Annotated in this window: 17 protein-coding genes; 8 read left to right on the top strand and 9 right to left on the bottom strand. The window is 64.9% G+C overall.

Annotated features, from left to right (window positions below):
- Nucleotides 1-61 precede the first annotated feature (61 nt).
- On the bottom strand, nt 62-1,567 hold the full coding sequence (locus AKN83_RS07645) for a flavin-containing monooxygenase (protein WP_050403788.1): 1,506 nt from the start codon (nt 1,565-1,567) through the stop codon (nt 62-64).
- Between the two features lie 84 nt (nt 1,568-1,651).
- On the opposite strand from AKN83_RS07645, the gene AKN83_RS07640 reads away from it, so the two are divergent.
- From AKN83_RS07640 to AKN83_RS07630, 3 genes are all read left to right on the top strand, one after another.
- A complete protein-coding gene (locus tag AKN83_RS07640) occupies nt 1,652-2,302 on the top strand; it encodes a TetR/AcrR family transcriptional regulator (protein WP_063695253.1) in 651 nt (216 codons plus the stop codon).
- A 218-nt stretch (nt 2,303-2,520) separates the two neighbouring features.
- Complete coding sequence (locus AKN83_RS07635) at nt 2,521-3,591, top strand: helix-turn-helix transcriptional regulator (protein WP_157113273.1); 1,071 nt, start codon at nt 2,521-2,523, stop codon at nt 3,589-3,591.
- A 216-nt stretch (nt 3,592-3,807) separates the two neighbouring features.
- Complete coding sequence (locus tag AKN83_RS07630; protein ID WP_083992034.1) at nt 3,808-4,476, top strand: hypothetical protein; 669 nt, start codon at nt 3,808-3,810, stop codon at nt 4,474-4,476.
- Here AKN83_RS07630 and AKN83_RS07625 read toward each other — a convergent pair.
- From AKN83_RS07625 to AKN83_RS07615, 3 genes are read right to left on the bottom strand one after another with little or no spacing between them, the layout of a single operon-like run.
- Nucleotides 4,466-4,888: a CAP domain-containing protein gene (locus tag AKN83_RS07625; protein ID WP_050403785.1), complete on the bottom strand. Its 423-nt coding sequence runs from the start codon at nt 4,886-4,888 to the stop codon at nt 4,466-4,468. The two genes, AKN83_RS07630 and AKN83_RS07625, sit on opposite strands and share 11 nt — an antisense overlap.
- Nucleotides 4,889-4,910: 22 nt before the next feature.
- Entirely contained in the window at nt 4,911-5,105 is a 195-nt protein-coding gene (locus tag AKN83_RS07620; RefSeq protein ID WP_050403784.1) for a hypothetical protein, read from the bottom strand.
- A 4-nt stretch (nt 5,106-5,109) separates the two neighbouring features.
- Nucleotides 5,110-6,144: a 2-dehydropantoate 2-reductase gene (locus tag AKN83_RS07615; RefSeq protein ID WP_050403783.1), complete on the bottom strand. Its 1,035-nt coding sequence runs from the start codon at nt 6,142-6,144 to the stop codon at nt 5,110-5,112.
- 151 nt (nt 6,145-6,295) lie between these two features.
- On the opposite strand from AKN83_RS07615, the gene AKN83_RS07610 reads away from it, so the two are divergent.
- Both AKN83_RS07610 and AKN83_RS07605 read left to right on the top strand, forming a co-directional pair.
- Nucleotides 6,296-6,898 (top strand): YidB family protein, encoded by a 603-nt coding sequence (locus AKN83_RS07610; protein WP_050403782.1) that lies wholly within the window; start codon nt 6,296-6,298, stop codon nt 6,896-6,898.
- A 33-nt stretch (nt 6,899-6,931) separates the two neighbouring features.
- Nucleotides 6,932-7,210: a GlsB/YeaQ/YmgE family stress response membrane protein gene (locus AKN83_RS07605; RefSeq protein ID WP_021080200.1), complete on the top strand. Its 279-nt coding sequence runs from the start codon at nt 6,932-6,934 to the stop codon at nt 7,208-7,210.
- 86 nt (nt 7,211-7,296) lie between these two features.
- Here the strand turns inward: AKN83_RS07605 and AKN83_RS07600 are convergent, their stop codons facing one another.
- A complete protein-coding gene (locus AKN83_RS07600; RefSeq protein ID WP_050403929.1) occupies nt 7,297-8,079 on the bottom strand; it encodes an SDR family NAD(P)-dependent oxidoreductase in 783 nt (260 codons plus the stop codon).
- 90 nt (nt 8,080-8,169) lie between these two features.
- Nucleotides 8,170-8,946, bottom strand: a complete 777-nt coding sequence (locus tag AKN83_RS07595; protein WP_244521930.1) for an N-acyl homoserine lactonase family protein — start codon at nt 8,944-8,946, stop codon at nt 8,170-8,172.
- Between the two features lie 352 nt (nt 8,947-9,298).
- On the opposite strand from AKN83_RS07595, the gene AKN83_RS07590 reads away from it, so the two are divergent.
- From AKN83_RS07590 to AKN83_RS07580, 3 genes are read left to right on the top strand one after another with little or no spacing between them, the layout of a single operon-like run.
- Nucleotides 9,299-10,366, top strand: coding sequence for an acyl-CoA dehydrogenase family protein (locus tag AKN83_RS07590; protein WP_050403780.1), 1,068 nt, complete (start codon nt 9,299-9,301; stop codon nt 10,364-10,366).
- 31 nt (nt 10,367-10,397) lie between these two features.
- A complete protein-coding gene (locus tag AKN83_RS07585; RefSeq protein WP_018269158.1) occupies nt 10,398-11,558 on the top strand; it encodes an acyl-CoA dehydrogenase family protein in 1,161 nt (386 codons plus the stop codon).
- A gap of 17 nt (nt 11,559-11,575) precedes the next feature.
- A complete protein-coding gene (locus AKN83_RS07580) occupies nt 11,576-12,376 on the top strand; it encodes an enoyl-CoA hydratase/isomerase family protein (RefSeq protein ID WP_024582673.1) in 801 nt (266 codons plus the stop codon).
- Between the two features lie 54 nt (nt 12,377-12,430).
- On the opposite strand, the gene AKN83_RS07575 is transcribed toward AKN83_RS07580, so the two are convergent.
- From AKN83_RS07575 to AKN83_RS07565, 3 genes are all read right to left on the bottom strand, one after another.
- Nucleotides 12,431-14,542 (bottom strand): acetate--CoA ligase family protein, encoded by a 2,112-nt coding sequence (locus AKN83_RS07575; protein WP_050403779.1) that lies wholly within the window; start codon nt 14,540-14,542, stop codon nt 12,431-12,433.
- A 115-nt stretch (nt 14,543-14,657) separates the two neighbouring features.
- On the bottom strand, nt 14,658-15,413 hold the full coding sequence (locus AKN83_RS07570; protein WP_050403778.1) for a VOC family protein: 756 nt from the start codon (nt 15,411-15,413) through the stop codon (nt 14,658-14,660).
- 3 nt (nt 15,414-15,416) lie between these two features.
- On the bottom strand, nt 15,417-16,211 hold the full coding sequence (locus tag AKN83_RS07565) for an enoyl-CoA hydratase (RefSeq protein WP_050403777.1): 795 nt from the start codon (nt 16,209-16,211) through the stop codon (nt 15,417-15,419).
- Between the last annotated feature and the right edge of the window lie 12 nt (nt 16,212-16,223).

Raw genomic sequence — 16,223 nt, 5'->3', positions numbered from 1 at the left:
GGGTGATCGCCAGCCCACGCCACACTGGGGCGTGCGTTGCGCGAGTTCGGCGCTGCGTGCGCTACGCCACCTGCCGGGCCGGATTCGCGGCGGCATTCGCCGCGCCGGCCCGGCGCGCCGGCAGAAACTCGATCGCTTCGTCCTTCAGCGAGCCGAAACGCAGCGTCATGATATCGAGTGCATAGTTCTGGTACAGCCGCCACGGCCGGCGCGAGCCCTGCTTGGGGAACCTGGCGGCGGCGCGCTGGATATAGCCCGAGGAGAAATCCACCCAGGGCAGCTCGGTCACATCAGGATCGTTCCGCCGCGGCGTGACTTGCGCGTAGCCATTCGCCTTCATGTGATTGAGCATGCGGCAGACATATTCGCAGGTCAGGTCGCATTTCAGCGTCCAGGACGCATTGGTGTAGCCGAAGGCAGCAGCAAGGTTCGGCACGCCCGAATACATCAGCCCCTTGTAGTTCATGGTCTTCGACAGATCGACCGGCGCGCCGTCGACCTTGATCTCGAGCCCGCCGAGCACCTGCAGATCGAGACCGGTCGCGGTCACCACGACGTCGGCGTCGAGCACATTGCCGCTCTTGAGCTTGATGCCGCCCGGCGTGAAGGTCTCGATCTCGTCGGTGACAACGGACGATCGACCGCTGCGCAACGACTGAAAGAGATCGCCGTTCGGCACCAGGCAGAGCCGCTGGTCCCACGGATTGTAGCGCGGCGTGAAATGGGTGGCGACGTCGTAGTCGGGACCGAGCGCGTGGCGCACGCCGCCGAGGATCAGCTTCTTCACGCGCTCCGGATCGCGCTTGCAGAGCCGGTAGAAATACATGCCGAACAGGACGTTCTTCCAGCGCGTGAGGCCGTAGGCGAGCTTTGCCGGCAGCCGCGCCCGCAGCCAGTTGGCGACCTTGTCCTCGTCCGGCCGCGCCACGACATAGGTCGGCGAACGCTGCAGCATCGTGACGTGAGCGGCGGTCTTGGCCATCTCCGGCACCAGCGTCACCGCGGTCGCGCCGCTGCCGACCACCACCACCTTCTTGGCAGTATAGTCGATGTCGTCGGTCCACTTCTGCGGATGGACGACGCGGCCGGCGAAATCGGCGATGCCGGGGAATTCAGGCGTGTAGCCGTGCTCATATTTGTAGTAGCCGCTGCACATGAACAGGAAGTTGCAGGTGAGATGCTCGATCGTCTTCTCCGGCCCGCGCTCGACCTCGACCGTCCATTGCGAGTCGGCCGACGACCAGTCGGCACGCACGACGCGATGGTTGAAGCGGATGTTCTTGTCGATGCCGTACACGCGCGCGGTCTCGCGCACATAGTTCAGGATCGACGGGCCGTCGGCGATCGCCTTCGGCTCGGTCCACGGCCGGAACGAATAGCCGAGCGTGTACATGTCGGAATCGGAGCGGATGCCGGGATAGCGGAACAGGTCCCAGGTCCCGCCGATGCAATCGCGGCCTTCGAGGATGGCGTAGCTGCGGTCCGGACAATTGGTCTGCAGATGATAGCCGGCGCCAATGCCCGACAGCCCGGCACCCACGATCAACACGTCGAAATGAGCAGACATGCCCTGACCCTCCCGCGGCAGAATTGACAATATGTATTGTCAGATAACTTGACATCTGACAATGGCCCGTGTCAATACACTTTCATGGCAAGCAGCCGCAAAGCCCGCCTCTATGGCGGCATGGACGCCGAGGAACGCCGCGCCGAGCGGCGATTGAAGCTGATCGACGCGGCGATCGAGGTCTATGGCGAGGTCGGCTATCGCGGCGCGACCGTGAAGGCGATCTGCGAGGCGGCCGAGCTCACCGAACGCTATTTCTACGAATCCTTTGCCAACAGCGAAGCCTTGCTGATCGCCGCCTACAACCATGTCGTCGGCCACCTCCACGAGGAGATGACGGCAGCTGCGGTGGCGGCTGGCGACGATGCCGAGATGCGGCTGCGGGCCGCGCTGACGCTGTATTTCACCCGATTGAAGGAGCACCCGAAGCCCGCGCGGGTCTTCCTGCTGGAGATTTCCGGCATCAGTCCGGCGGTCGATGCGGTCAAGCTCGACGCCCTGCGCGTCTTCGGCGACATCCTGGTGCCGCCGACATCAGAGCCCAAACAGGGTGAAAAAGCCGGGGCTGCCACGCTGCTCTCGATCGGCATGGTCGGCGCCGTCATCTCGATCGCGCTGCGCTGGGTCTCGAAGCAATATCCGCAAGCCGTTGAGGACGTCGTCGCGATCGCCGCCGGCTTCTGCCGTGTGGCATTGACCGAGGCCGATCGCCGCCGGGGCTTGCATTTGCCGTAGCGGTGGGCTCGCGCCACTCGCCGATTTTCGATCATGTTTCGCCATGGCTTGCGGGCCGAGCTTCTAGCCTGTCGCTGATTTAACTTGCATATCGGGCGCCCTGGGTTGTCTTATGCCCGGTACCGGGCGCAACGAGGCGCAGCCTGTTTCGCCTGTCAAAACAACGCTGTTCGCATCGGCGGAGCTGAACTTTGGTCGACCTGCACAGGCTAGACGATGTGACTGCGCGCCTCGGCGACGTGGTTCTCGATCCAGCGACCTGGCCGTCCTTCATGGACGAGGTCTGCGCGTCGGTCGGCGCGACCGGGGCTGCGATGCTCCAGAGCGATATTCGCACCGAAGACATTCCGCGCTCGGAATCGATCAGCGACTATTTCACCAAAACCTATTTCCCGCACAATCTTCATCTCACCGACATCCGCGCGGCACGCGGCGTGCCCTTGATGAACGCCGGGGTCAATGTCATCACCGATGCGGACCTTTTCGAGTCCGAAGCCGAGATGATGCGCGATCCGCTTTACGCGACGCTCGGCGCATTCGGGCTGAAATGGTTTGCCGCCATCGGCTTCCGCGCCGGCCCGGCATTATGGGCAATGAGCATCCAGCGCACGCCGAAGGAAGGCATGTTCGAGGCCGACGAGGTCAAGGCACTCTCGCGCGTGTCGGCGCGGCTGACCGAAGCCGCGACGCTGTCCACCGTCGTCGGCCGCTCCGCGATTTCGGGCATCACCAGCGCACTCGACCTGATCCAGGTCGCTGCAATCGCCGTGGGCCGCTTCGGCGCCGTCATCGGCATGAACGGCCATGCGGAAGCCTGCCTCGGCCATGACCTTGCGATCCGCAACAACCGCCTCACCTTGGCCGACCGGCAGGCCAATGCCGATCTGGCCAGGCTGATCGATCTTTTGGCCCACAGTTCGGACCTGCATCCGCTCCCGACAGCGCCGATCGTGGTGCGCAGGATCGACAAGCGGCCGATCGTGATCCAGATGCAGCCGGTGCCTCCCGCCGCGCGCTCGCCGTTTCTCGGCGCGCGCGCGATCCTGTTGATCCGCGATCTTGAAGGCAACGCCGCGTTCGATCAGGCGTTGCTGGCGGCGACGTTCGAGCTGACGCCGGCGCAGGCGCGCCTCGCCACGCGGCTTGCGCGCGGCGATTCGGTCGAGGCGGCCGCACAGGAAGCCGGCATTGCCCTTGCCACCGCGCGCAATCAGCTCAAGACGATCTTCCAGAAGACCGGCACGCACCGGCAGGCGGAACTCGTCGCACTGCTGCATCGGGTCAAGTGAACGATTCGAGACGAATTGTTCCGACATCCGGCGCGCCGGCACGGCAGGAATTCTTGAAATATTACAAATGCCTGCAGCGATTATCCGATCAGGCCAGGCGGCCGGTCTGCGACTTAATTGATCAGGGAAAGCGTCCGGTTCCGGGGTGACAAGCGTCACTAAAATGGCGACAATCGGCTTACTCTCTGTCGTTCGGATTTGGTTGCAATGTCCGTGATGCCGTCACGATCATCGACGTTGGCTGTTGCCGTTTTCGTCGCCGCGTCCGCGCTGGCGCCGATGAGCGCGCATGCGCAATGGTGGCGCAGCGCGCCGAAGGATTTTGAGGATTGCGCCGACCTCGCTGAGAAAGCGAAGACCAGGGAAGACAAGACTGCGCAACTTGCCGACTGCAATGCCAAGTTTGCCGGCCGCCGCAAGCCCGGTGGGGGTTACACTTACTACGACTTCATGCAGGACCGCAGCTTCGACATCGCCGGCCCCAATCCGACGCCGGAGGAGCAGAAGAAGATCGACCAGGAGTATACCGGCTATCTCGAAAAGGAGCGCCGCTCCAGCATCGTCGCGGCGTTCAATGCCAAGCAGCTCGAGCGGCAGGAAAAGCGGCAGGAGCGGCCGCCGCAGCTTCAGCAGGCATCACTGCAGAGCGAGCCGGTGCGCAGCGAGCCGGCGAAAGTCCCGGCACCGGTCGCACGCCCGGCTAAACCGCGGGTCGCTGCCGCGCCTCTTCCCAGGGTACGGCCGCAGGCGGCAAATTGCGTGAAGGGTACGTTCTCCTGTGAATGGCCGCGGCTTTCCGAAGGATTGGACGGCCTGAAGAAGCTGTTCACACCGGCGTCGTCGCCGCCGACCAAACTCGCGAAGCGAACAGACGTCAGTCGGTAATCACCATCGCCCAGAACCTGCGGTACGGCGACGTCGGATTGTCGACGAAGGCCACGCCGACGCGCTTCGCGCCCGGCATCAAGAGATTCTCGCGATGCCCCGCCGAGTCCTCCCACTGCTTCAGCATCTCGCCGAAAGCGATGAAACCGGCACCGATATTTTCCGCGGCGCGCTGCTTCTTCAGCGGTGCGATACGGGTGAAGAAGCTGCCGCCCGCAGAGTGGCTGACCGATCCGGTCGCCGACATCGCCTGCGCCTGCTTCAGCGCCATCGCATTCAGCTTCGCGTCGAGCTTCACCGCAGGCATGCCGTTGGCGCGTCGGTAGGCGCTGATCGAGCCGGCATAGTCGGCGGCGCTTGCCGTCGCGACAGAGCCAAGCAGAAGGGTGAGTGCAAGAACGAGCGGCTTCATCTCAGATAGTCTCTCCCATGGATCAGCGCGCGTGCCCGCGCTTGTGGCGTCGATGCGCGACCGGTTGATGCGCAGGCGCGGCCGATCGGCTCGCCGCCGCGCGCTGCTCCTGCAATCGCGCATCGTAGCCTGGCGAAGGCACCACGGTCGGCGGCGCCGCGCGAACCGGACCAGCGAGCGCGACAAGCATGAGCAGCATGATGCAGGATCGTTTCATGACGTCACCTCCTTGATTGTTGAATCGCTGTGGCGGAGCCGTCGCGAATCTGTTCCGGCGTCAGCCCCGGCGAGCCCTTGCCGTCGGCTTCCGCCTTCCGGATCAGCGCGATGACGCGGCGCGACAGCGGAGCCTCAAGGCCGCGGCGATCCGCGATCGCGGTGATCACGCCCTGCAGATAGTCGATCTCGGTGCGCCGGCCCCGCTGCAGATCTTCCCACATCGAGGAGCGCGCTTCGGGATCGATCTTCATGGTGCGGCCGAGCAGCATGTCGAACAGCGCGTCCGGCAGCCGCAACAATGTCGGCATCCAATTCGAGGGCAATGGCGTCGGCGACACCGGCACGATCCCTTCGGCGCTAATCGCGGCCAAACCCTCCGCCATCTGGTCGGCGAACAATCGTCGCCAGCCGCGCTGTGCGAGTTGCTGCCGCAGCGGGATGTTGGACAGCGCATTGAGCGCGTTGTTGAGATTGACGATCAGCTTGCCCCACTGCACGCCGTCGATGTTGCCGGTGCTGTTAAACGCGAGGCCCGGCACCGACAGAAGCGCCGCGGTGGCGGCATCATCCTGCGCGATCACGATGTCGCCCGAGGTCGAGCGATGGAAGCGGCCGTCGCCGAGCGCGACCACGTTGAACGGCACCATGCCGCCGAGCACCTTGCGGCCCGGCAGGCGGTCGCGCAGCAGCGGCACATTGCCGACGCCGTTCTGCAGGCTGATCACCGCGGCATCGGCAGCTGCGTGGCGTGCGATCAATTCGGCGATCTCGCCCGTATCGGCACTCTTCACCGTCACCAGCACGGTATCGACGTCGCGCAGGATCGACGGATCGTCGGACAGAATGAGCCGGTCGGCGGATACCATCCGCTCAGAGCCGTCGAAACTGCTGACCCGCAAGCCGTTCCCTGCGATCTCCTGGATCAACCGCGGCCGCGCCAGCAGCGCGACCCGGCGGCCGGACGCAGCCAGCATGCCGCCGACGAAGCAGCCTATGCTTCCGGCGCCCGCGATGCCGATCGGCCGGTCCGCATTCATCTGGCCAAACGTCCGTTCATCGTGGTTCGATAGCAGAACTGGGGTTGCCTGCCTATTTCCGCGCGCCGCCGCCCGGGGCGGTCCGCCTTGTAACCGTCATGGGCCGAAGCTATGTTTCCCGCTCGGGGCACGGTTGCGGCAGGAGACGATCATGGGTTTACTCGACGTACTCAACGGCATGCAGAACGGCCCCCGCGGTCCAAGCGCGCCAAGCACCCCGTCCGACAGTTCAAGCGGCGGCGGAATGTCGCCGATGACCATGGCTATCCTGGCGCTGCTCGCCTGGAAGGCAGTCAAGCATTTCTCCGGCGGCCAGCCGGGCGCGAGCGCTCCTGAACCGAAGCCAGCGCAGGCGCCACAGCTCCCCGGCAACGTCACCGCGAGCCTGCCCGGCGGCGCCGGTGGCGGCGGGCTCGGTGATCTGCTCAAGGGCGGCCTTGGCGGCCTGCTCGCCGGCGGCGCGGCCGGCACCGTGCTCAGCGGCGGCCTCGGCGATCTGCTTAATCAATTGCAGCAGAAGGGCCACGGCGACGCGGCCAATTCCTGGGTCAGCAACGGTCCCAACAAGCAGATCTCGCCCGGGGATCTCGCCAACGCGCTCGGTGCCGACCAGATCGACTCGCTCGCGTCGCAAAGCGGCATGTCGCGCGACCAATTGCTGCAGGGCTTGAGCCAGTATCTGCCCGAAGCGATCAATCATCTGACGCCGGACGGACGGCTGCCGAGCGGCGACGAGCTGAGCGGCAGGCTCTGACAGCATCGATTCCATCTGAGGAGGACGACAGTCATGGGCGGCATCATCTGGGTCATCATCGTCGGCTTTGTCGCGGGGATCATCGCGCGGTTCCTGTCGCCGGGCCCCAATAATCCGAGCGGCTTCATTCTCACCACCGTGCTCGGCATCGCCGGCGCGTTTCTCGCGACCTTCATCGGCCAGGCGATCGGCCATTACGGTCCTGAACAGGGCGCCGGCTTCATCACCGCCACGATCGGCGCGCTGGTGGTGCTGTTCATCTGGAACCGGCTGGTCGCAGCGCGCGTGATCCCCGATATCGGAAACAAGTAAAGTCGCAGCGGCACTGATTGAAAAAATGCCCGGGCATGGCCCGGGCATTTTCGTTTCTGCAAGCACTGACGACGTGGGTGGCCAGGTCACTGAATGAGATGCATACCGGCGTCCATACGGACGAACTCGCCGGTCATATTGCTCGACGCCGGGCTCGCCAGGAAGCAGACCAGATTGGCGATATCTTCGGCCGTTGACGCGACCTTCAGCGGCACGCGCGCGATCACGGCATCGCGCACCTGCTTGGCGCCATCCTCGCCGCGGCCCTTGGTGAACCAGGGCGTATCGATATAGCCCGGACACACCGTGTTGACGCGGATCAGCGGTGCCAGCGCGCGCGCCAGCGACTGCGTCATGGTGTTGAGCGCGCCCTTGCTCGCGGCATAGGCGACCGACGAGCCACCGCCGGAAATGCCGGCGATCGAGGAGACGTTGACCACCGCCGCCGGACGGCCGGACGCCTTCGCGCCGGCTTCGAGCAGCGCCCGCGCGGCACGGACCATCTGGAACGGACCGATGGTGTTGACGGCGTAGATGCGCTGGAAATCCTCCGCGGTCAGGCCGTCGAGATCGTGATGCGGCACGTGCTTGGTGGTGCCGGCATTGTTGACGAGAACGTCGAGGCGGCCCCAACCCTGCGCGGCGGCTGCGATCTTCCTGCAGTCCTCATCGCGCGAGACGTCGCCCTGCACCACCAGCACCTCGGCACCCCGCTTGCGGCAGGCGTCCGCGGTCGCCTCGGCTTCCGCCTTGCTGTTGGAATAGTTGATGACGAGGCGCGCGCCCTCTGTGGCGAGAATTTGCGCGGTGGCGGCGCCGAGCCCCGATGCCGATCCCGTCACGATCGCGCACAAACCATCCTTGGACATCTGCATTTTCCTTGTTGTCGTGAGCCAGATGAGCTCCGGCGGCGGCATACCATATCGCGCGGAGCAATATCTGCAAACCGCGCCGGGCTCCTAAGTGTATGCGTGTGGGCCCTTCTGCAAACTGGCCCATTGTGCCTCGTCATGGCCACAGATGATCTTGACGCCGGAGGCCTCGATCCTGGCGATCTCGTCGAGCGAGTTCAGGAACTGATCGACATCAAGGCTGTTCCGCGGCGACGTCCGCTGATCGAGATTGGCGCGCACGCTGAGCGAGTCGGACGCCAGCAGGTATTCGCCGCTGTTGTCGAGCTTGACCAGCGCGCCGGTCGTTCCCTTCGAGTGTCCCGGCAACGGGATCAGCGTCAGTTTGCCGTCGCCGAACACGTCCATCTGCCGGTCGAAGATTTCCATCTTCAGCGGATGATCCCAATCCGCCCTGATGTATCCGCGATCGAGCGCGTTATCCGCGTTCGCGGCTTCGACCTCGAGAGCATGGACGAAGATCGTCGCCTTCTTGAAGAAGGCGTTGCAGCCGCAATGATCGGTGTGCAGGTGAGAGCAGATCACGACGTCGATGTCGTCGGGGCCGAGGCCGACCGCCTTCAGGCTCGTCAGCACATGATCGTCGGCCGGCATGATCGGCTGCATGTATTTGGCAAGCGTGCCGAGCCGCCGTTCGGGATCGGTCGCGACATCGGGATGGCATCCGGTGTCGAACAGCACATTGCCCTGCGTGTGCCGCAACAGCACGCAGGACACCGGCAGATCGATCGTCTCGCCGCGCGCGGCATCAGGCAGATAGGTCCGCTTGGACATCCGCAAACGTCCGCCCGACAGCATGTGCATCTTCATCTTGTTACCTGCCATCTCAGCGCCAAGCTAACCATGAGGCGATGGAAACGCATATGCCTTCTGGTCGCGCCGTCTGCAGGCGCCGTCGTAATGACCCGCCGGTCGCAGAGGCGATCGAGTTTCATCTGGCGGACTGAACCGATGTCACCGGCCCATCTGCGCCCGCGCGTGGCATACAAACCGAGGCAGTCGAAAGTTCACAATGCGGAATTCATGCGCCGCGCCCGGCTTCATGCCGTCCGCGCAAGTGGCCCTGCGGGCAGCGCTTGTCACGGCTATGGCTTTTCCGCATCATTGAGCGCAAGACAACATCGCAAGCAGGGCGAGCCGAACGGCGAGCCCCAAGCCAATCAACACGAGGAACGCTGTGGCGGAGAGTGAGAACATCGTCGCCGAGACCGCGGAAAAGATTTTCGCCGATCTCGCGGATGCCCAGACCATCAATCACGACAAGCACGGCGCATGGAAGGCGCCGCTATGGCAGGCGCTGACCGAAGCCGGCCTGCCGCTGTCCTGGGTGCCCGACGATCTCGGCGGTTCCGGCGCCAGCCTCGCGGAAGGTTTCAGCGTCCTCAACGTCGCCGGGCGGCACGCGATCGCCGTTCCGCTGGCCGAAACAATGCTGGCCGGCTGGCTGCTGACGCAGGGCAAGATCGCATCTCCCGAGGGCGAGATGACGGTTGTCCCCGCGAGCCCGAAGGACCGCGTCACGGTTGGCGCCGATGGCTCGCTCTCCGGCCGTGCCCGCGGCGTGCCGTTCGCGAAAGAGGCAAAACACTTCGCCGTGCTGGCAAGCGGCAAGGACGGCACCTCGATCGCGCTGGTCGATGCCGCGAAGTGCCGGGTCGAATCCGGCATCGGGCTCGGCGGCGATCACAACGACACCGTGACGCTCGACAAGGTGCAGCCGGTCACCGTCAAGCCGGCGCCGAAGAGCTTCGACCAGACCACGCTGATGCTGATGGGCGGTGTGGTGCGATCGCTCCAGATCGCGGGCTCCCTGGAATCGATGCTCGACATCTCCGTGCGCTATTCCAACGAGCGCGTCGCCTTCGAGAAGAAGATCTCCAAATTCCAGGCGGTGCAGCACAATCTCGCCCGGCTCGCCGGCGAGTCCGCCGCGGCGCTGGCCGCCGCGACCTCGGCGGCCGACACCATCGCCAGCGCCACTTCGCTCGACAATGACGCGGTGTTCCTCGAAGCCGCGGCGGCGAAGATCCGCTGCTCGGAAGCGGCCGAGAAGGGCAGCGGCATCGCCCATCAGGTGCATGGCGCGATCGGCTTCACCATCGAGCACATCCTGCATCGTTATTCGCTGCGCGCATTGGCGTGGCGCGACGATTTCGGCTCCGAGAGCTATTGGGCGGTCGAGCTCGGCAAGCTCGTTGCTGACCGTGGCGCCGACGAATTGTGGCCGCTGGTGGCTTCGCGCTGAGATCAGGCCAAAGAGATCAGGACTGGACATCATGACTGCAGCCCTTCGTTTCGATCCGATCCGCCTGCCGGAAAAATGCGAGCAGCTCCGCAAGGAAGTGCGTGCCTTCCTTGCCGAGGAAATCGCCGCCGGCACCTTCGATCCCCACGCGCCGAACCGCGAGGACAATGACGCGCCGGAATTCTCCCGTCGCGTCGGCGCCAAGGGCTGGCTCGGCATGACCTGGCCGAAGAAGTATGGCGGCCAGGAGCGCTCCTTCCTCGAGCGCTATGTCGTAACCGAGGAGATGCGGGTGGCGAACGCGCCGACCCGGCGCTTCTTCGTCGCCGACCGCCAGAGCGGGCCGGTGCTTTTGAAATATGCGCCCGAGCACATCAAGATGGACATCCTGCCGCGCATCTGCCGCGGCGAGGTCTGCTTCGCGATCGGCATGAGCGAGCCGAACTCCGGCTCCGACCTGTTCGCGGCGAAGACCCGCGCCACCAAGACCGACGGCGGCTACCTGATCAACGGCACCAAGATCTGGACCTCGTCGGCGCACATAGCCGACTACATGATCGCGATTTTCCGGACGTCACCGCCGACCAAGGAAAACCGCCGCCACGGCCTGACCCAGTTCCTGGTCAAGATGAAGCAGCCGGGCATCCAGGTGAATCCGATCGGCCAGATCACGGGCCAGTTCGAATTCAACGAGGTGGTGTTCACCGATTACTTCGTGCCCGACGATCACGTGCTGGGCGAAGTCGACGGCGCCTGGAAGCAGGCGACCTCCGAACTCGCCTATGAGCGCTCCGGCCCCGAGCGCTTCCTCGAGACCTATTACGTGCTCACCGAGCTGGTGCGGGCCGTCGGCAAGAACCCGGACACCCGCAGCGCCGAAGGCATCGGCCGGCTGGTGGCACAAGTGCACACCATGCGCCGCATGTCGGTGTCGGTCGCCGGCATGCTGCAGGCCGGCAAGGAGCCGGTGGTGGAGGCTTCCATCGTCAAGGACATCGGCACGGTGTGGGAGCAGCAGCTGCCGCATCGCGTGCGCGATCTCGCGGCGTTCGTCGAGGAGACCGCGACCAACCGCGAGACACTGGAAAAGCAGCTCGATTTCGCCATCAAGACCGCGCCCAAGCTGACGATCCAGGGCGGCACCACCGAGGTGCTGCGCGGCATCATCGCCCGCGGCTTGGGCCTACGCTAATCCAACGAGGACAGATCATGACCAAGTATACTGATATCGGCGTCGAGACCCACGGCCATGTCGGCCTGATCGAAATCCGAAAACCCCCGCTGAACTTCTTCGACGTCGCGCTGATCAACCAGATCGCCGACGCGCTGGAAGAGTTCGACAACAATATCGAGATCCGCGCCTCGGTGCTGGCGGCGCAAGGCAAGGCGTTCTGCGCCGGCGCCAATTTCGGCGACCCGGCCCGGCAGGAGCAGGAGGAGCGCGCCAAGAGCGATCCGGCCTCCAACCTGCCGATCAACCATCTCTACGTCCAGGCGGTGCGCATCTTCCGCAACAAGAAGCCGATCGTTGCGGCGATCCACGGCGCCGCGATCGGCGGCGGCCTCGGCCTTGCGGTCTCGGCCGACTTCCGCGTCGCCTGCCCCGAGGCGCGCTTCGCGGCGAACTTCACCAAGCTCGGCTTCCATCCGGGCTTTGGCCTCACCACGACGCTGCCGGAGCTGATCGGCAAGAACAACGCCGAGCTGATGTTCTACACCAGCCGCCGCGTCACCGGCGAAGAGGCCTATCGCTGGGGTCTCGCCAACGTGCTGGTGCCGCAGGACCAGGTGCGCGCCGAGGCGATGAAGCTCGCGCAGGAGATCGCCGAATGCTCACCGCTCGGTCTGGTCTCGACCCGCGCCACCATGCGCGCCGGCCTCGCCGACCGCGTGCTCGCCGCGACCAACCATGAGCTGGAAGAGCAGACCAAGCTGCGCGCGACCGAGGACTTCAAGGAAGGCGTCAAGGCCACCGCCGAACGCCGCGTCGCGAACTTCAAGGGACGATGAGGCGCGAGCGGCTCTATCCACGGGTCGTCCCGGCGTAGGCCGGGACGACCCGAATTACTTCGGCACCACCAGCGCGTCGACGATCGTCACGCCCTGCCCCTCCGGATGCACCAGCACCGGATTGACCTCGATCTCGGCGATCTCGCCTGCATGCTGCGCCGCCAGCACCGAAATTCGCGAGATCAATTGTGCGAGCGCCGCGACATCGGCTTTCGGCGCGCCGCGGAAACCGTGCAGCAGCGGCGCTGCCTTCAGAGTTTCCAGCATGCTGGTCGCCTCGGCCGCGCTCACCGGCGCCGGGCGATAGACCACATCCTTGAACAGCTCGGTGGTGATGCCGCCGAGGCCCACCATCACCATCGGCCCGAAGGTGCTGTCGGTCATGGTGCCGACAATGATCTCGACGCCTTTCTTCGCCATCGGCCCGACCAGCACGCCCTGAATCGCAGCATCCGGTCGCTGCTGCTGCACGCTTTCCAGCATGTCGCGATAGGCCGTAAACGCCGCGCCCTTGGCGGCGATGTTGACGCGGACGCCGCCGACCTCGCTCTTGTGCGCGATCGCCGGCGACTGGATCTTCATGACAAGCGGAAACCCGGTACGCTCGATCGCCGCGTCTAACCCGTCGCGGTCGGTCACCAGCACCTCGTCGGGCAATGCGATCCCGGCGGCGCGGAGCAGCGACTTGCTGTCATGCTCGGAAAGGGTTTTCGCCGCAAGATGCACCGAAAGATCGTGTATCGGCGAAGCAGATGCCGCGATCTCCGGTAAGGGCTTGAAGCTGGCATAATCCGCCAACCGCCGCATTGCGACGGCGACATGGGTCAGCCCCGACAGCACGACGACGCCCGACTTCGCAAGCTCCTGCCGCGCGAAATGCGACGGCAGCGTGTAGGAATAGAACACCACCGGTTTACTCTGCCGTGCGATCAGAGGCTTTAGCTCGGCCTCCTTGAACGGCATCCGCGTCTCGCTCGACAGCGACAGCACGACCAGCGTCGCATCCACTTCATCGGACGCGTCGAACAGCTCGATGCTCTTCTGCAGGCCACCGGACGAAACACCCTGCGCTGTCACGTCGACCGGATTGCCGGCCGCACCGTAGGACGGCATCCATTGCTTAATCTGGCCTTGAATATCGGCCGAGAGTTCCGGCACCTGCAAGCCCTGCATCGACACGGTGTCGGCGCCCCAGATGCCGGCGCCGCCGGACACCGTCAGCACCGCGACGCGATCGCCCTTCGGCAGCGGATTGGTGGTCAACACGGCAGCAATCGTCACGGCCTCGTCGAGGTCGTTGGAAACGATGAAGCCATATTTGGCGAACACCGCGTCATAGGCCGCCGACCAGCCCGCCATGCTCGCGGTGTGCGAGGCTGCCGCGCGCTCGCCGGCGCCGGAGCGACCCACTTTGGTGACGATGATGGGCTTCCTGAGCTCCGCCGCGCGCTTCGCCGCCGCCAAAAACTTGTCGACGTCGCGGATGCCTTCGATGAACAGCAGGATCACGTCGGTCGATGGATCCTGCACCATGTAGTCGAGGAATTCACCGGCGCCGAGATCGCTCTCATTGCCGGCGCTGACCACGTAACTCAGCGCAACGCCCAGCGCTTTGGCGCGATGATAGATCGCAAAGCCGATGCCGCCGCTCTGCGCGACGATGCCGATCCGCCGCTTGGTCGCAACGAGTGCCGGCGCGTCCGGCTTGACGTCGACGGTCGGGCTGAAGGTCGCAGCGACCTTCTGCACCTGGCTGTAGAATCCTTCGGCATTCGGACCGCTGATACGCATCCCGGTCCGCTTCGCCAGCGCCACGATCGCATCCTGCATCGCTGCGCTGTCGCCGCCCTCCTCGGCAAAGCCGGAGGAGATGATGACCGCGTTCCTGACGCCGGCGGCCGCGCATTGCTCCAGCGCCGGCAGCACCGCACGTGCAGGAATCACGATGACGGCGAGATCGATCGGCGCGCCGATCTCGGCGATCGACGTGAAACATTTCAAGCCGTCGATCTCGTCATAGTTCGGATTGATCGGATAGAGCGCACCGGGATAGCCGTTCTTGCGCAGCATCGCGAGCAGCCGGCCGGGAATCTTCTCATGATCGCGCGAGGCGCCGATCAGCGCGATGCTCTTTGGGGCGAAGAAGGAATCGAGCGGATGCGGCATGGGGCGTTCCTTGTTATTCTTCTTGTAGCCCGGATGGAGCGCAGAGCAATCCGGGGGGCCTATCCGCGGAGAGCGCAGTCCCGGATTTCGCTCCGCTGCATCCGGGCTACGACGATCATGCCGTCAGCTTGAACATCACTCCGCAGAGCAGGAACTCATCGCCATCGACAGCACAGCCCCGAGCTTTCGCGGCGTCCAGCACCTTGGCCTTGCTGGCGACCTTGAAGGTCAAGCCGCTCATGATCTCGCTGTCGCCCTTGACGAAGCGGAAGGTCGCGTTCGGCAGCTTGACCACGGCGCCGTCGGCGGGAATGCCGAGGATCTTGCCCCAATGCGCCGCCAGCCCCTCCGGCTCGGGGCTCTGCATCTCGACCTCGGTCAGCGCCAAAGTCGTGTCCTTGCGGATCGACTTCTGCCAGTCCGGCCCGGCCGGCGGATATGGCCCAAGAATATCGTCGCTGCCGTCAGTGTGGTTGAACTCGATGAAGGCGGCGCGGCAGTCGCGCGGGTGCAACTGCACGCCGTGATAGGGCGCATGCGTGATCACGTTCGCGGTCCGCACGCCGATCGCATTGGCTTTGGCGCCGCGCGCATCGGGATCTTCGCAGCAGAAGATCGCCATGTAGCCGCCGCGGCCGGCGGTCTTTTCGATGAAGCGGCCGGCCGCTGTGCCCGGCCCTGGCTGGAACGGCGATACGACTTCCAGCAGGATGGTATCGACCGGCAGCAGCGCGTTCTCGAGGCCATATTTGGCGACGTTGCCGTCGCGGAAGCAGACGTCGAGGCCCATGATCGCGGAGATATCCGCGATCACGGGCGCAAGCTGCGGTGCCACCAGGCAGATCTGCCGCAGCCGCATGTACTCGGCCATCACTTACTGTCCCTGGAAGGTGGGCTTGCGCTTCTCGACGAAGGCCTTGGCCGCTTCCTTGTGGTCGGTGGTCTCGCCGGCACGGGTGTGATGGATCGCCTCGCCGTCGAAGCAAGCCTCGAGCGTCATCGTCTCGGCATTGTTGATGTTGCGCTTGATGTAGCCGAGCGCCACCGACGGGCCCTGTGCCAGCGACCGGGCCAGCTCCAGCGTCTCGGCCTCGATTTCGGCATCGGGCACCACCTTGGAGACCATGCCGAGATTGTAGGCTTCCTGCGCCGACAGCACCGGCGACATCATGTAGAGCTCGCGCGCCTTGGCGCTGCCGAGCATCTTGGTCAGGAAATACGTTCCGCCGTAGTCGCCGGAGAAGCCGACCTTGGCAAACGCCGTGGTGATCTTGCAGGAGGCGCTGGCGACGCGGAGATCGCAGGACAGCGCGATCGAAAGGCCGGCACCGGCGGCCGCGCCGTCGAGCTGCGCCACCACGGGCTTCGGCATCGTGTGCAGGATGCGCGAGACCTCCATGCCACGGCGCAGGTTCGCCATTTTGGCCTCGAACGGCAGCGGCGCGCGACCTTCAGCCATCGACTTGACGTCACCGCCGACGCAGAAGGTGCCGCCGGCGCCCCGGATCAGCACGGCACGCACCTCGGTATCGTCCTGCGCCCGCCGCGCCGCCTCGACCAGGCCGCGCGTCATGTCCGGATTGAGCGCGTTGCGCCGATCCGGCCGGTTCATGGTGATGGTGAGCAGGCCCTTGTCGAGGGATTGGAGAACCATCTGATTATCGCTCATGGCATTTTGCCT

The organism is Bradyrhizobium embrapense (assembly GCF_001189235.2).
GTDB classification, from domain to species: Bacteria; Pseudomonadota; Alphaproteobacteria; order Rhizobiales; family Xanthobacteraceae; genus Bradyrhizobium; species Bradyrhizobium embrapense.
Note: the sequence above shows the minus strand (reverse complement) of the source record. Positions and strands in the feature narration are given on the sequence as shown.

Excerpts from the sequence above, each read along its gene's own strand:
- AKN83_RS07645 (WP_050403788.1), bottom strand. The coding sequence starts at position 1,567 with ATGTCTGCTCATTTCGACGTGTTGATCGTGGGTGCCGGGCTGTCGGGC.
- AKN83_RS07640 (WP_063695253.1), top strand. The coding sequence starts at position 1,652 with ATGGCAAGCAGCCGCAAAGCCCGCCTCTATGGCGGCATGGACGCCGAG.
- AKN83_RS07630 (WP_083992034.1), top strand. The coding sequence starts at position 3,808 with ATGCCGTCACGATCATCGACGTTGGCTGTTGCCGTTTTCGTCGCCGCG.
- AKN83_RS07625 (WP_050403785.1), bottom strand. The coding sequence starts at position 4,888 with ATGAAGCCGCTCGTTCTTGCACTCACCCTTCTGCTTGGCTCTGTCGCG.
- AKN83_RS07620 (WP_050403784.1), bottom strand. The coding sequence starts at position 5,105 with ATGAAACGATCCTGCATCATGCTGCTCATGCTTGTCGCGCTCGCTGGT.
- AKN83_RS07615 (WP_050403783.1), bottom strand. The coding sequence starts at position 6,144 with ATGAATGCGGACCGGCCGATCGGCATCGCGGGCGCCGGAAGCATAGGC.
- AKN83_RS07610 (WP_050403782.1), top strand. The coding sequence starts at position 6,296 with ATGGGTTTACTCGACGTACTCAACGGCATGCAGAACGGCCCCCGCGGT.
- AKN83_RS07605 (WP_021080200.1), top strand. The coding sequence starts at position 6,932 with ATGGGCGGCATCATCTGGGTCATCATCGTCGGCTTTGTCGCGGGGATC.
- AKN83_RS07600 (WP_050403929.1), bottom strand. The coding sequence starts at position 8,079 with ATGTCCAAGGATGGTTTGTGCGCGATCGTGACGGGATCGGCATCGGGG.
- AKN83_RS07595 (WP_244521930.1), bottom strand. The coding sequence starts at position 8,946 with ATGGCAGGTAACAAGATGAAGATGCACATGCTGTCGGGCGGACGTTTG.
- AKN83_RS07585 (WP_018269158.1), top strand. The coding sequence starts at position 10,398 with ATGACTGCAGCCCTTCGTTTCGATCCGATCCGCCTGCCGGAAAAATGC.
- AKN83_RS07580 (WP_024582673.1), top strand. The coding sequence starts at position 11,576 with ATGACCAAGTATACTGATATCGGCGTCGAGACCCACGGCCATGTCGGC.
- AKN83_RS07575 (WP_050403779.1), bottom strand. The coding sequence starts at position 14,542 with ATGCCGCATCCGCTCGATTCCTTCTTCGCCCCAAAGAGCATCGCGCTG.
- AKN83_RS07570 (WP_050403778.1), bottom strand. The coding sequence starts at position 15,413 with ATGGCCGAGTACATGCGGCTGCGGCAGATCTGCCTGGTGGCACCGCAG.
- AKN83_RS07565 (WP_050403777.1), bottom strand. The coding sequence starts at position 16,211 with ATGAGCGATAATCAGATGGTTCTCCAATCCCTCGACAAGGGCCTGCTC.